Origin of the sequence: Cupriavidus phytohabitans, assembly GCF_000426345.1 — a bacterium.
GTDB lineage: Bacteria > Pseudomonadota > Gammaproteobacteria > Burkholderiales > Burkholderiaceae > Cupriavidus.
On the sequence record NZ_AUFE01000021.1, the window covers coordinates 91,352 to 105,065 of the forward strand.

Below are 13,714 nucleotides of genomic sequence, written 5' to 3' on the forward strand. Positions count from 1 at the left end.
CGGACAACCATGGCGATCCCGCTTACCTATATCGCGCGCAACCTGTGGGCCCGGCGGCTGACGACCGCGCTGACCGCGGGCGGGCTGGCGCTGGTGGTTTTTGTCTTCGCCACCATGCTGATGCTGGATGCCGGCCTGAAGAAGACGCTGGTCACCACCGGCGAGCGCGACAACGTGGTGGTGATCCGCAAGGGCGCCGAAACCGAGATCCAGAGCGCCGTCGAGCGCGGCCAGGCCAGTATCCTGGAAATGCACCCCGCGGTGGCCATGACCGGCACCGGCCAGCCGATGGCCTCGCGCGAGGCGGTCGTGCTGATCTCGCTGACCAAGTCCAGCACCGGGCAACCCTCCAACGTGGTGATCCGCGGCATTTCGCCGCTGGGCATGGACCTGCGTCCGCAGGTCAGGCTCGTGGCGGGGCGCATGTTCCGCCCGGGCTCGGCTGAAATCATCGTCGGCAGCAGCATTGCCGGCGGCTTTGCCGGCGTGCGGATCGGTGAACACCTGCGCTTCGCCCAGCGCGAGTGGACCGTGGTAGGCCACTTCGACGCCGGCGGCAGCGGCTTCGACTCGGAGATCTGGGGCGATGTCGACCAGCTGATGCAGTCGTTCCGGCGCAATGCGTATTCGTCGATGGTGGTGCGGCTGGCCAACCCCACGCTGTTCGAGCGCTTCCGCGCCGATATCGACGTCGACCCGCGCCTGGCCGACGAGGCCAAGCACGAGCAGGTCTTCTACAGCGATCAGTCCAAGGCGCTGTCGAGCTTTATCAATATCCTGGGCTTTACGCTGTCCACGATTTTTTCGGTTGCGGCAATGATCGGCGCCATGATCACCATGTACGCGTCGGTGGCCAACCGCGTGGCCGAGATCGGCACGCTGCGCGCGCTGGGATTCAAGCGTGCCAACGTGCTGGTGGCGTTCCTGATCGAGGCGGCATTGCTCGGACTGGTGGGTGGCGTGGCCGGGCTCGCGTTTGCGGCGCTGATGCAGTTCGCGTCGTTCTCGACGACCAATTTCCAGACGTTTGCCGATCTGTCGTTCCGCTTCATCCTGACGCCTGGCATCGCACTGCAGACGCTGGCGTTCGCGATGGCGATGGGGCTGGTGGGCGGCTTCCTGCCGGCGGTACGGGCGGCCAGGATGAGTATCGTGGATGCGCTGCGGGCGCGTTGAGTGGCCCACCTGCCCCTTGTTTTCTCCCTCTCCCGCGCGCGGGAGAGGGGCCGGCGGTGAGGGCATGCGCCTCCACGAAAGTTATGCTCATCAAAACCATAGGCTCGCTTGATGTGGTGCCTGGCTGAACCACCCCTCACCCCAACCCTCTCCCCATGTGGGGAGAGGGAGAACACATTGCTCAGGCCAGCCCGGACGGCTTGAGGTGCACTAAACACCGTTGGCTTCGCCACAGGTTTCCGATCGCCCCCGATCCTTTCCTTGCCTTCTCCCCACCGTCCGTCTACAACCCGTAGTGATGCATGCTACGCGCCACGCCTTTGCTGGCGGCCAGTGCGCACCGGCACGGCCAGCGGCGCCCCACCGCAGGACTTACCGCCAGGACGCCCCCGATGAATCTCGACCTGCTGGCTTCATTGCTGACCGCCGTGGTGGTGCTGCTGATCGGCACCCTGGTCAACCGCAGCGTCGGCATCCTGTCGCGCTACAACATCCCCGACCCCGTCACCGGCGGGCTGCTGTTCGCCATGGTCGCGTCAGTGGCCGCGGCGGCGGCAAATTTCCGCGTGGTCATCGATCCCGGCATGAAGCCGGTGCTGCTGCTGATGTTCTTCGGCGGCGTCGGCCTTGGCGCCGACCTGCGCATGCTCAAGCGCGGCGGCAAGGCGCTGGTGATCTTCCTGATCATCCTGCTGCCCTATATCGTGGTGCAGAACACCGTCGGCGTGGCCATGGCCAGGACGCTCGACCTGCACCCTATCTTCGGGCTGGTGAGCGGCTCCATCACGCTGGTGGGCGGCCACGGCACCGGGGCCGCGTATGCCGAGCGCTTCGCCGAGGTCAACAACCTGCAAGCGGTGATGGACCTGTCGATGACGGTGGCGACCATCGGCCTGGTCGTCGGCGGCATCATCGGGGGTCCCGTGGCGCAGTACCTGATCTCGCGCTACAAGCTGCGCTCGACCTCGCGCGAGGCCGGCGACACCGAGGAGGAAGCCGCCGCCGCTTCGCCGATCACCACGGTCGGCGCGCTTGCGGCGCTGGCCGGCATCCTGGCCGCGGTGATCGGCGGGCGCTGGATCGCGGCGCAGATGCCGTCGGGCCCGATCACCATCCCCGGCTTCCTGTGGTGCATGATGCTCGGCATCGCGATCCGCAACCTGCTGCCGTTCATCGGCATGCGCTTCGACGACCGCGCCACCGACCTGATCACCAACGTCTGCCTGTCGCTGTTCCTGGTCATGACCATGATGGCGCTGGACCTGGCCGAGGTGGCGCTGTCGGCCGGCCCGTTCCTGCTGATCATCGCGATGCAGGTCGTGTTCATCATCCTGTATGTGGTGCTCGTCTGCTTCCGCTTCATGGGCCGCGACTACGAGGCGGCGGTCACCTCGGCCGCGTTCATCGGCTTCAACATGGGTTCCACGGCGACCGCCATGGCCAATATGCGCGCGATCACCGCGCGCTACGGGCCGGCGCCCACCAGCTACCTGATCACGCCGCTGGCCGGCGCGTTCTTTGTCGACCTGATGAACGCGTTCGTGCTGACCGTGATGCTGGCCTTGCCGCTGATCGGAGGCTGACATGCGCCGTGCCTGCTTTGCCTTCCTCCTTGCGCTGCTGGCCAGCCTGTGCCTGGCCGGCTGCGGCGGAGGCCCGAACGCCGACGGCATCCGCGCCGACCTCAACGAGCGCCTGGCGCAGGCGCTCCCGCCAGGCACCGTGCAGCTGGTCGGCATCGACCGGCGCGGTTCGCAGTCCGATACCAAGGCGCCGGCCGGCGAGACCCGGCGCGTGGTGTATTTCGACACCGAACTGAAGCTGCTGCGCGACTACGACTTCGGCGCGTGGGATTCGCCCGGCGTGGCCGGGCTGATCTCGGCGCTGGGCGCGGGGCCGCGCGGCATTACCGGGATCACCAGCGGCGGCAACAAGGCGGGCGACGTCCTGCGCGCGCACGGCACCGCGCTGTACCGGCGCGACGGCGAGCGCTGGGTCAGCGTGCAGCCCGCCGGTTACCGCCCGGCCGAGGCGCCGGCCGTGGCCACCAACGCGCCCACCGGCCCGGCGGCAATCCTGGACGCGATGCGCAAGGTGGTCGAGGCGGTCCAGAAAGACGCCTCGCCGGCGCAGCGCGCGGTGATCGAACAGGAACTCACCACCGCGCACGCCAATATCCGCGCCCGGCTGGCCCGCGTCGACGAGGGCTACGCCATCGCTGCCGGCGCCGAGCATGGCCAGTACCTGCGCTTCGTGCGCGCACTGGTGGACGGCGCGCGCGTGCGCGCCATCGCGCTGGTCACTCGCGGCGGCGAAGAGAACCTGCACCTGCTGCGCAACGGCAAGGTCTCGGCGGCCATGGCGCAAGGCGACAGCGCGCTGGATGCCTACGAGGGCAAGGGCGCCTTTGCCGAGGACGGGCCGCACGCGTCGCTGCGCGCCATCGGCAGCCTGTACCCGGAACCAGTGCATGTGCTCGTGCGCGACGGCGATCCGGCGCGCTCGGTGTCCGACCTGCACGGCAAGCGCATCGCGGTAGGCGAACGCGGCGCGGCCTCGCGTGGCACGGTGCTGCGCGTGCTGGCCGCGCACGGGCTGACCGAGAAGGATTTCAAGGCCGAGGAAGTCGGCTTGGGCGCGGCGCTGGTGGCACTGCGCCAGAACCAGGTGGATGCGGTGATGCAGGTGATCGGCGTGCCATCCGACAGCATCCGCGATGCGGTGAGCGAACTGCCGTTGCGGCTGCTGCCGCTGGACGAGCGCGCGATCGCGGCGATGGTCGGGCAGAAGGCGGGGTACTTCCGCGCCAGCATCGCACCCGGCACCTATCCTGGCCTGCGCGAGCCGGTGCGCACCATCGCCACCGCGGCGATCCTGGTGACCGGGCCGGACCTGTCGGACACCGAGGTGGCCGACCTGACGCGGCTGGTGTACCGGCATGGCCGCGACTTCGTCGCGCGTGGCAGCGCGCAGGGTGGGCAGATCAACGTGGCGACCGCGCGCGAAGGGCTGGTGATTCCGCAGCACCTGGCGGCGGCCAAGGTGCTGGACGGCCTGGCGGCGGGCACGGCGGCCACGCCGGGGCAGCGGTCCGGAGGACCGGCTACGCGGGGTCCGGCGCCCGCGTCGCCATCGGCATCGGCACCGGCACCGGCACCGGCGCCCGCATCGGCACCGGCCGCCAGCGCATCCAGGCCGGGCGCCCGCTAGCCCCGAAATCGCCGCTCACGCAATCCTGCCGCCGGCAACTCCGCCGCCAGCCGGCAGCGCCGGTCCAGGAAGTCGCTCGCATGGCCATTGCTGCCGCCCGCCGCGTGGACCGGCTGGTCCACCAGGAAGAAGCCAGGGCGGCCCTGCCGGTCCTGGCCATAGGTGAGGAAGATGCCCCGGTCGGGCGGCGGCACCGCGATGGCGCTGGCGCCGGGGTCGTCAGCCCTGCCGCCGACCAGCGCGAACGGGTCGGCCGACAAGACCGGCGCGGCAGCCGGGATAAACCTGGCCCGCACCGGCTTGCCGTCGAACCGCAGCGAAGTCCACTCGGTGCCGATCGGCCCGCTCGCGCCATTGACGAAGGCGCGCGCCGCGGCACTGATGCAGTCCAGGTGGATATGAAGCTGGTCCTGGCTGCGCGAGGTGCGGGAATTGACCGCCAGCCCCAGCATGTCGTCCGGCACCGGCTTGCCCAGCGCCTGCCCGACGATGCCGCGCTCATCCCAGCCGAAGGCCCAGGCGTTGGCACCGGTGCCGTCCCACGCCCTGCGATCCTCCACGCCCGTCACCGGCCGCGCCGGGATCACCAGGTAGTGCGACAAGCCGATCGCATCCTTGTACAGCACCAGCCCGCGGGCGCGGTCGACGCTGGCGCAATCGGCATGCTGCGGCTGCGGCGGCGCCAGGCAGCGCTGCTGCACGTTGCGCCACAGGCCGTCGCGCCCGCCGGACAGGACGCCGACCACTTTCTCGGGGGTGCAGCCCGCCAGCATCCATGCCGCTGCCAGCGCCAGCGCACCGCGCCGGCGTGCCGGCATCAGCGCCGGCATGGAATGCCGTAGTACGTCCCCGCCCGCGGGTTGGACACGATATAGGCGTGGCGCTGGGCCCAGAACTGGGCGTCGCGAAAGGCCTCGGCCTCGCGTTCGCTCCAGGGTGTGGCCAGCAGGGGCAGGGCTTCGGCATCGGTGGTCGGGTAAACCTGGGCCTGGTAGCGGGCCGTTTGCAGCGCGCCCGTACGGATGGTACGGATCGTGACGTGGAGTGTCATAGGCAGCTTCTCGTCATGAGGACGACAAATCATAACCACATTCCTGTGTTGCTTTGATGACTGCCGTTGGAACTTGCTGTCAGGAAGCCGCACCGGCAACGACCAACCCCTGTCCCCTCGCCGGAAACTGGAGCCAGACATGACGTCAAAGTCTCCCCGCAAGATCGCGATCCTCGCGCTGACGCACCTCGCCATGCTGGCAACCGGCTTCGCGGCCGGAATCTATGTGCTGCCGATCCTGACCGAGCAGGCGGGGGCGAGTATCGGGCAGGTACAGGCGGTGTCGCGGCAGGCGGCCTATTCCGGCGACTTCCGCAAGGACCTGGCCGGCAGTGACGCCTTCCACTGGGCCAGCGGACGGCTGCATGTGTCGGCCCGTTCCATTGCCTTCGAAGGCAGCGTGGCGCCGGGGCCGGACTACCGGATCTACCTGGTGCCGGAATTCGTCGACACCGAGGCGGCTTTCCTTGCGATCAAGGACCGCGCGGTGCAGGTTGCACCGTTGAAAACATTCGGCAATTTCACCGTGGCGCTGCCGGATGGCGTCGACCCTGGCCAGCACCGTGCGGTGGTGATCTGGTGCGAGCGGTTCGGGCAGTTCATCAGTGCTGCGGCGTACCGCTAGGCCGTGCAAGACCGCGCAAGAAAAAAGGGCCGATCGAGGAACCGGCCCAACGAACCCCGCATAGGCAAGGTGTCGATATGAACATCATGCGCCCGCCCGTGGCGCGCCGTGGCGTGCCACGGGCGGGCAGGCCGGGATCAGAAGCGGTGACGCATGCCGATGGTGGCGCCGGTCTGGTTCTCGCCCGCGACCACGGTGCCCACGCCATTCAGGCCCAGGGCCGAGCCGTTCTTGTTCTTGGCGTAGCCCACGTTCAGGTACACGTCGGTGCGCTTGGACAGCGAATAGTCCGCCGACAGCACGAACATCCACGGATCGGCATCGCTGTTGCGGGTGTCGTTGTAGTAGGCGGCGCCGGTCACCAGGAAGGCAGGCGTGAAGCGGTACTGCGCGCCGGCCCAGTAGACGTTGCTGCGGGTCGCGGCGGCGGTGGCACTGGAGACGCCGTCGTCCTTCAGCCAGCGGTAGCCGGCGAACACCTTGGCGCCGCCGAAGGCGTAGGCGGTGCCCACCGCGGCGCGCTTGGCGCTGCGGTCCTGCAGTGCCACGGTGGCGCCCTGGTACTGGTCGTAGGCGGCACCCACCGAGAAGCCACCGACGCCGTACGACAGCCCGCCGCCGAAATTGCGCGCGACCTTGGGTTCGCCCGGCACTTCGCCGTTGTTGTCGCGGCCGAAGCTGTAGAAGCCGGTGGCGGTCAGGCCGCCGAACTTGCCGGTGTACTTGATGGCGTTGTCGGCGCGGCCGTTGAAGGCCGAGTCGACGCTGTTGAGCGAGTAGCGCGGGCCCACGCCCATCGGGTCGAAGGCGCCGAACAGGTCGTACAGCGCGTTCTGCTGGCGGCCCAGCGTGACGGCGCCGAAGCTGCCCTGCAGGCCCACGTAGGCCTGGCGGCCGAACAGGCGGTTGCCCTGGCCAGAGGTGCCGGTATCGATATCGAAACCGCTTTCCAGCACGAAGATACCCTTCAGGCCTTCGCCCAGGTCTTCGGTGCCGCGCAGGCCCCAGCGCGAGCCGGAGAGGTTGCCCGAGTTCAGGCGGGTGGTCGTGCCCTGGGCACCGTTGCTGCCGGGCACGTGGCTGATGACTTCGAGGCCGGCATCGGCAATGCCGTACAGCGTTACGTTCGATGCGGACTGGGCCGATGCCGCCCCGGATGCCGTCGTAGCGGCTACTGCTGCCGTCAATGCAAGGAGAGCTTTCTTCACTGTGATTTCTCTGTTTTATGGTGATTCCATGACACCGCGCCGGTCCGACCGGAACCGGGGGGCCATGCCGGCCTGAGCCGGCTGGCCGCGCCGGACCCTGCGGGCGGCGCACGTCCGCACATGTGCGGCCCGCGCATTCTGATGGCGCAATATGAAGGCCTTGTGACGAATAGTGCGCAGCACAATGTGCCGAATAGCACCCGCATGGGGGTTTTCCCTGTGAGCGACGGGATCGTTTTGGTAGGATGCAGGCTTTTCCGACGACGGTAATGCCAGTGCCCCGTGCCGCCATGTGCCTTTGCCTCGACAGCTTCGCGTCATGAAGCTGGCAGAGATCAAGACCCGGCTTGCCTCGCTGCAGGCTCCGCTCCCCGCCTCGATCCAGCAACGCCTGTCCGGCCTGTGCGCGCGCAGCGCGCGCCTGGGCCTGACCCGGCCCGGCTCGCTGCGCCCCACGCGCCGCGGCGTGCTGGTTGGCATGGCCGCCGTGCCGGCAGCCTTGCTGCTGTACGTGCTGGTGCTGGTGCCGTTCACGCCGGGCATCAGCGACATCCGCAAGGCCAAGTCCGAGCAGCCGGCGCAGGTGCTGTCGGCCGACGGCAGGGAGCTGGCGGTCTTCAAGTGGGCCAACCGCGACTGGGTGCCGCTGAAACAGATCTCGCCCAACGTGGTGGCGGCGCTGATCTCGACCGAAGACCACCGCTTCTATGAGCACCACGGGCTCGACTGGCGCCGCATCGCCTCGGCCGCGGTCCATACCTTCACGGGCGACCGCCAGGGCGGCTCGACCATTACCCAGCAGCTGGCGCGCAACCTCTATCCCGACGAGATCGGCCGGGCACCCACGCTGACGCGCAAGCTCAAGGAAGCGATCACCGCGTTCAAGATCGAGGCCCTGTACACCAAGGACGAGATCCTCGAGACCTACCTGAACACGGTGCCGTTCCTGTACAACGCATTCGGCATCGAGATGGCCGCGCGCACGTACTTCGACAAGCCGGCGCGCTCGCTCGACGTGCTGCAAAGCGCCACGCTGATCGGCATGCTCAAGGGCAACAGCTACTACAACCCGGTGCTGAACCCCGAGCGCGCGCTGGACCGGCGCAATATCGTGCTGGGACAGATGGTCAAGCGCGGCAAGCTCGACGCGGCCCGCTACGAGCAGCTCAAACGCCGTCCGCTGCGCATCGACTTCGAGCGCCAGACCGAGCCGCCCGGCCCCGCGCCGCACTTCGCCCAGCAGCTGCGCAAGTGGCTGATCGGCTGGGCCGACCAAAACGGCTACGACATCTACGCAGACGGCCTGGTGGTGCACACCACCATCGACGCGCGCCTGCAGGCCATGGCCACGCAGGCGGTGGCGCAGCAGGGCAACCGCCTGCAGGCGATCGCCAACGCGGCCTGGGCGCCGCGCGCAGGCTGGGCCGCGGACCGCGCGCTGGTGCAGGCCTTCGTGCGCGAGTCGCCGGAATACCGCGCCGCCACCGCCGCCGGCACGCCGCCTGAAGACGCGATGAAGCACCTGCTGGCCAATGGCACCTTCATGCGCGCGCTGCACCAGCAGAAGACGCGCATCCAGGCAGGCTTCCTTGCCATCGATCCGCGCAATGGCGAGATCCGCGCCTGGGTCGGCAGCCGCGACTACACGCAGGACGCGTTCGACCACGTGCAGCAGGCGCGCCGCCAGCCGGGCTCGACCTTCAAGCCCTTCGTCTACGGCGCCGCATTCGAGGAAGGCAAATCGCCCGACGACACGCTGATGGACCAGCCGGTCGAGATCGAACTGGCCGGCGGCGAGATCTGGCGCCCGTCGGACGAGGGCCGTCCCACCGGGCGCGCGATGAGCCTGCGCGACGGCCTGGTCTACTCGCGCAACACCATCACCGCGCAGCTGATGCAGCAGGTAGGTCCGGGGCGCGTGGCGCGGCTGGCGCGCGAGATGGGCGTGCGCGAAAGCCGGCTCGACGAGGTGCCGTCGCTGGCACTGGGCACCAGCCCGGTCACGCTCAAGGAAATGGTGGCCGCCTACGGCACCATCGCCAACGCCGGCAATTACATCGCGCCGACCATGGTCACTCGCATCGAGGACCGCAATGGCAATGTGCTGCAGGTATTCCGCCCGGCGCGCGCCGAGCACGCGCTGCCCCATGCCACCACGCAGATCCTGCTCGACGTGATGCGCGACGTGATCGACCGCGGCACCGGCGCCGGCATCCGCTCGCGCTTCGGCATCCGCGCCGACGTGGCCGGCAAGACCGGCACCACGCAGGACAACGCCGACGGCTGGTTCATCATGATGCACCCGGAGCTGGTCGCCGGCGCCTGGGTCGGCTTCAACGACAGCCGCGTCACGCTGCGCAGCGACTACTGGGGCCAGGGCGCGCACAGCGCGCTGCCGATGGTCGGCGACTTCTACCAGCGCGCGCTGCGCGGCCGCGTCATCGACGGCCGCGCGCGCTTTGCCGAGTACGAGGAAACCCATGTGTTCGCCTCGCTCGGCAACCAGATGCGCGGCTGGTGGACCCAGCTGTTCAGCCGTGACAAGGCCAACGACGCCACCGCGCCGCGCCCGGCGCCGCGCCGTCCGGCGCTGCCGGCGCCCGAGGCGGATGTGAAGCCGCCGGCCAGCACGCCGATGGCGTCGTCCTCCGCGCCGGTGACCGGCGCTGGCAGTGGCGACGAAGAGTCCAGCCTGGCGCTGGATCGCGGGGAGACGGTGATGGCGGTGCCGCCGCAGGACCCCGCGACGGCGAGCGCACCCACCGCGCCGACAGCGCCGACAGCGCCGCCTGGCCAACCGGCGCCCGCGGCGCCGGCCGGCGCCACCGCTCCTGGCTTCCCGCCACCGCCGCCCGCGACTGGCCCTGCAGCCCCGGCGGCACCAGCGCCCGCTGCGCCCATCTATCCGGTCGCGCCCACCGTGATCTCGCCCGCCAACGGCAGCAACTGAGCGTGGCGGCTGAGCGCTGCAACTGGCCGGTGGCGTCGGCTTGCTAGACCAGTCCCAGATCGCGCCCGGCCACGCCCGGAAACACCTGCCCCAGCCGCCCCGCATCCAGCCCATACAACCGCTGGAACAACCCGCCCAGCACCGCCCGATACTCATTGCGCACCGGCCAGTCCCGATCCTGGTTCAGCGCCGCCCGTTCCACCGCGACCTGCTCGCCCGCGATGCGGCCCCCGCGCACCGCGCCGCCGGCCACCCAGTAAACCGTGCCGTGGCCATGATCGGTGCCGCGGGTGCCGTTCTCGCGGAAGGTGCGGCCGAACTCCGACAGCACCACCACGGTGGTCCCGCGCCATGCGGGACCCATGCCGTCGGCGAAAGCCGACAGGCCGCGGCCGAGGTTGTCGAGCAGGCCGGCGAGCTGGCCCTGCGCCGCGCCCTGGTTGACGTGGGTATCCCAGCCGCCGACGTCGATAAAGCCAAGGTTGAAGCGCTCGCGCATCAGCCCCGCCATGCGCCGCGCCTCGAGCTCGAAGCCGCGCGCGCTGAGCGAGCGGCGGTTGGCGGCCTGCATCTCCTGCTGGCGCGCGGCCATGTTGCCGCCGCCCATGTCGCCTGCGCTGGCCTCGGCCTGGCGCGCCACCGCCTGGCGCAGCTCGAAGCCTTCGTCGATCAGTGACTCGAAGCGCGTGCCGCGGTACATCTGCGCCAGCAGCTGTTCCTGGCGCGCATCGAACGGGGTGCGGCCGCTGCCCTTGAGCGAGACGTTCGGCACGTCGCGCGGCCCCGCCAGCACCATCGGCAGGCCGTCGGTGAAGGCCACCGGCGCGGCCTGGCCGCCCATGGCCTGCGCCAGGCGATTGAGGAAACCGCTGCCGCGCAGCGCGGCGAGCTGGCCGCGGTTGTTATCGCGTGGATCATCGCCCGCGCCCGGCAGGCCGGCCTCGATGGCGTCCTGGGTCTCGAAATGGCTGCGCGTCAGGTCATGGGTGCCGGCAAACGGCACGAAGGCCAACTGCCCGCGCTGCCACAGTGGCAGCATGGTCTGCCCCAGTGCCGGGTGCAGCGCCCAGTCGCCGATGCCGCGCGCGGCGCTGTCGGCGGCAAAGGCCGGCGCCAGCGCGACCGCGGCTCCCGGGTCGGCATCCGCGCCGGCGGCGGGCGGCCGCGGGATCGCGATATTGGGGCGGGCCGCGTAGTAGAAGTCGCTGCCGGCCGGCACCAGCACGCTGGCGGCATCATAGCCGCCGCGCAGGAACACCAGCAGGAAGCGGGCGTCGGCCTGTGCCGGCAGCGCGTAGACGCGCGAAACCGTGGCGGGCAGCGCCCACGCCAGCGCGGCGCCGCCCATCGTCTTCAGCCATTGTCTGCGGTGCATGGTGAACTCCGTTGCAATGCGTGTCAGCGCTGCATCCATTCCGGCGAGCTGAGCAGCACGGTATTCCACTCGGCCTGCGAAGCCGCCTGCGCCAGCGCCGCGCGCGTGGCCGCGCCGAGCGTGGCTTCGATGCTGTCGTAGTAGAGCTTGTTGCCGATCACCGGGAAGCGCGCGCCGCGCGGCATGCCCGCATCGCCGGCGAACAGCCCGGCCGGCCCCGAACCGATCGCGCGCGCGATCTCGAAGCGCCGCACCATCTGCCCCGAACTGGCCCAGGCGCTTTCCGCCGCGGGATAGCCGTCGGGTGTCACGTGGCCGTACAGCGGCTCCCCGAGCTGGGTCAGCCAGTTCATCACCGGGCGCAGGTTGGCGACCGGCCGGCCCTCGTAAGCCAGCCGCAGCGACGACACCACGTAGACCATCGGATCCTTGAATTTGCGCGATGACGCCGGCAGCCGATCCAGCTCGGGCGCCAGCAACATGGTGCGCAGTACCGCGGCGATGTCTCCGTCGGTGCGCGTGAAGGTCCGGGCCATGCGCTCGACGAGGCCCGGCGGCGGATTGTCGGCGATGAAATAGGTAGCGAGCCTGGCACTGATGAAGCGCGCCGTGGCTGGCTCGCGCGCCAGGATCGTCACCGCGCGCTCGACTTCCGCAAACCCGGCCGGCTCGATGCGCTGGCCGAGCAGGGTCTTGGCGCCGAAGTCGTGCCGCGCCGGGTTGAACTCGAACGCGCCGTCGCTGCGGTACAGCGCCGCGCGCGCGGGCTGCAGCCGCGGTGGCGTGCCGCGCAGGTTGACGCCGACGCCGGTCAGCACGCGCGCCAGCTCCTGCACGTCCTGCTGGGTGTAGCGCGAGCCGCTGGAGCCGCCCGCCACGCCCAGCGTATGCAGCTCCATCAGCTCGCGCGCGTAGTTCTCGTTGATGCGGTTGGCGCTGCTCTGCGCGTTGTCCAGATAGAGCAGCATCGCCGGCGCGGTGACGGTGGCCATCAGCAGGTCGCGGAAGCTCCCCAGGGCATGGGGGCGGATCGTGCGTTCCTCATAGTCTGGCAGCAGCCAGCGCACCTGCCCCTTGCCCGAATAGACATTGAAGTGGTTCATCCAGAACCACGTCATCTGCTCGCGCAATTGCGCCGGCGAGTACAGCGCCCGCAGCAGGTGGCGCCGCGCGGTGTCGGCCACCAGCTCGCGGCCCTGCGCGTTCAGGGCCTGGCGGGCCTGCTGCTTGCTGTCTTCGTCGGGCAGCGCCTCGATGCGCTCGCGCGCCTGCCGTGCGGCCTGCAGCGGCGCGCCGGGGGCGCCCTGCAGCGCCGGCAGCGCGGCGATGGCGGCGGCCAGTTCCGGAGGATCGGCTGGCGGCATGGCCAGCTGGCGTTCCAGGTACGCGGCACGCCCCAGGCGCCGCAGCTCGGCCAGGCTGGCCTGGTCGGCGCCGAAGCTGACGGTATTGAGCCAGCGCAGGTCGGCCGCGCTGTCGCCGCCGGCGGCCGGTACCCGGGCACAGGCGCCAACGCAGGCGGCCAGCGCCAGCGCCGCGGCGGCGCGCCACGCCGCCAGCCGCGCCCGCCGCACCGTGCCATGTCCCGCCTGTTGCGCCGCCTCCATGCCCGCCTCCATGCCCGCCTCCTTGTCATGCGCACCCTGTCAATGTTACGTGGCAAGCGCGTTTTCGTTGACGTCACGGTGCCGAGGGACTGTTACCAATGCTTTCAGGCCCGGATCCCAGCGGGGTTGCCGGAATTGCCGGAATTGCCAAGACAGCCCCGGCGCGCCTGGCTAGATTCCTTGACTGAATTGATTGCGTAGTGATTGAGTCAAGTTTTTCTACGCGGCGATTTTGACCTGATCGCACCATGTGTTGACGGCCTGCTCGGCGGTGCGGAAGCTGCGCTGCAAGGATGCTGGCGAGGCCGCAGGCGCCTGAGGGCTGACCAATGCAAGGCCGGGCCGTAAGATGCGGGAATAGACGCGCGTGTAGAAGAGTGCCGTCTGCAGCCCCAGGTTGGTGAGCCGATAGCGGTGGGTCTTGGGCACGCGCTCGATGAGGCCATGCAGGCGCAGGCGTCGCAGCTCGTAGCTCATGCGCCCCGGGCCGATTTCGCCAGGACGCAGGCCCA

General features: G+C 69.8%; 10 protein-coding genes and 1 pseudogene. 5 read left to right on the forward strand and 6 right to left on the reverse strand.

The genetic code is table 11. The features are described 5' to 3' along the window. The first annotated feature begins 9 nt into the window (after window positions 1-9). The 3 genes from K309_RS0117045 (at window position 10) to K309_RS36725 (ending at window position 4,386) form a co-directional block, all read left to right on the forward strand. The gene (locus K309_RS0117045) at window positions 10-1,176 is read left to right on the forward strand and encodes an ABC transporter permease (RefSeq protein WP_029047569.1); all 1,167 of its coding nucleotides are present in this window, start codon (window positions 10-12) and stop codon (window positions 1,174-1,176) included. A gap of 392 nt (window positions 1,177-1,568) precedes the next feature. Then, window positions 1,569-2,759: a sodium/glutamate symporter gene (gltS, locus tag K309_RS0117050; protein ID WP_029047570.1), complete on the forward strand. Its 1,191-nt coding sequence runs from the start codon at window positions 1,569-1,571 to the stop codon at window positions 2,757-2,759. 1 nt (window position 2,760) lies between these two features. Then, window positions 2,761-4,386 (forward strand): TAXI family TRAP transporter solute-binding subunit, encoded by a 1,626-nt coding sequence (locus K309_RS36725; protein ID WP_051320497.1) that lies wholly within the window; start codon window positions 2,761-2,763, stop codon window positions 4,384-4,386. Here the strand turns inward: K309_RS36725 and K309_RS0117060 are convergent. After that, window positions 4,383-5,216 carry a CDP-diacylglycerol diphosphatase gene (locus K309_RS0117060; protein WP_029047571.1) on the reverse strand — a complete coding sequence of 278 codons (834 nt, stop codon included), beginning with the start codon at window positions 5,214-5,216 and terminating at the stop codon, window positions 4,383-4,385. The genes K309_RS36725 and K309_RS0117060 overlap by 4 nt on opposite strands. After that, a complete protein-coding gene (locus K309_RS0117065; RefSeq protein WP_029047572.1) occupies window positions 5,204-5,437 on the reverse strand; it encodes a hypothetical protein in 234 nt (77 codons plus the stop codon). Before K309_RS0117065 ends, K309_RS0117060 begins: the two co-directional genes overlap by 13 nt. A 139-nt stretch (window positions 5,438-5,576) precedes the next feature. Between K309_RS0117065 and K309_RS0117070 the strand changes: the two genes are divergently transcribed. Then, window positions 5,577-6,062, forward strand: a complete 486-nt coding sequence (locus K309_RS0117070) for a DM13 domain-containing protein (protein WP_029047573.1) — start codon at window positions 5,577-5,579, stop codon at window positions 6,060-6,062. Window positions 6,063-6,199: 137 nt separating this feature from the next. Here the strand turns inward: K309_RS0117070 and K309_RS0117075 are convergent, their stop codons facing one another. Then, entirely contained in the window at window positions 6,200-7,270 is a 1,071-nt protein-coding gene (locus K309_RS0117075; RefSeq protein WP_029047574.1) for a porin, read from the reverse strand. Between the two features lie 319 nt (window positions 7,271-7,589). On the opposite strand from K309_RS0117075, the gene K309_RS0117080 reads away from it, so the two are divergent. Then, window positions 7,590-10,220: a penicillin-binding protein 1A gene (locus K309_RS0117080; RefSeq protein WP_029047575.1), complete on the forward strand. Its 2,631-nt coding sequence runs from the start codon at window positions 7,590-7,592 to the stop codon at window positions 10,218-10,220. Between the two features lie 43 nt (window positions 10,221-10,263). Here the strand turns inward: K309_RS0117080 and K309_RS0117085 are convergent, their stop codons facing one another. The 3 genes and pseudogenes from K309_RS0117085 to K309_RS0117095 form a co-directional block, all read right to left on the reverse strand. Beyond that, window positions 10,264-11,595, reverse strand: a complete 1,332-nt coding sequence (locus K309_RS0117085) for a DUF1501 domain-containing protein (protein WP_029047576.1) — start codon at window positions 11,593-11,595, stop codon at window positions 10,264-10,266. Between the two features lie 23 nt (window positions 11,596-11,618). Then, window positions 11,619-13,214, reverse strand: coding sequence for a DUF1800 domain-containing protein (locus tag K309_RS0117090; RefSeq protein ID WP_232232411.1), 1,596 nt, complete (start codon window positions 13,212-13,214; stop codon window positions 11,619-11,621). 207 nt (window positions 13,215-13,421) lie between these two features. Then, a pseudogene (locus tag K309_RS0117095) lies at window positions 13,422-13,714 on the reverse strand (hypothetical protein); the annotation flags it as partial.

Excerpts from the sequence above, each read along its gene's own strand:
- K309_RS0117045 (WP_029047569.1), top strand. The coding sequence starts at position 10 with ATGGCGATCCCGCTTACCTATATCGCGCGCAACCTGTGGGCCCGGCGG.
- gltS (WP_029047570.1), top strand. The coding sequence starts at position 1,569 with ATGAATCTCGACCTGCTGGCTTCATTGCTGACCGCCGTGGTGGTGCTG.
- K309_RS36725 (WP_051320497.1), top strand. The coding sequence starts at position 2,761 with ATGCGCCGTGCCTGCTTTGCCTTCCTCCTTGCGCTGCTGGCCAGCCTG.
- K309_RS0117060 (WP_029047571.1), bottom strand. The coding sequence starts at position 5,216 with ATGCCGGCGCTGATGCCGGCACGCCGGCGCGGTGCGCTGGCGCTGGCA.
- K309_RS0117065 (WP_029047572.1), bottom strand. The coding sequence starts at position 5,437 with ATGACACTCCACGTCACGATCCGTACCATCCGTACGGGCGCGCTGCAA.
- K309_RS0117070 (WP_029047573.1), top strand. The coding sequence starts at position 5,577 with ATGACGTCAAAGTCTCCCCGCAAGATCGCGATCCTCGCGCTGACGCAC.
- K309_RS0117080 (WP_029047575.1), top strand. The coding sequence starts at position 7,590 with ATGAAGCTGGCAGAGATCAAGACCCGGCTTGCCTCGCTGCAGGCTCCG.
- K309_RS0117085 (WP_029047576.1), bottom strand. The coding sequence starts at position 11,595 with ATGCACCGCAGACAATGGCTGAAGACGATGGGCGGCGCCGCGCTGGCG.
- K309_RS0117090 (WP_232232411.1), bottom strand. The coding sequence starts at position 13,214 with ATGGAGGCGGGCATGGAGGCGGCGCAACAGGCGGGACATGGCACGGTG.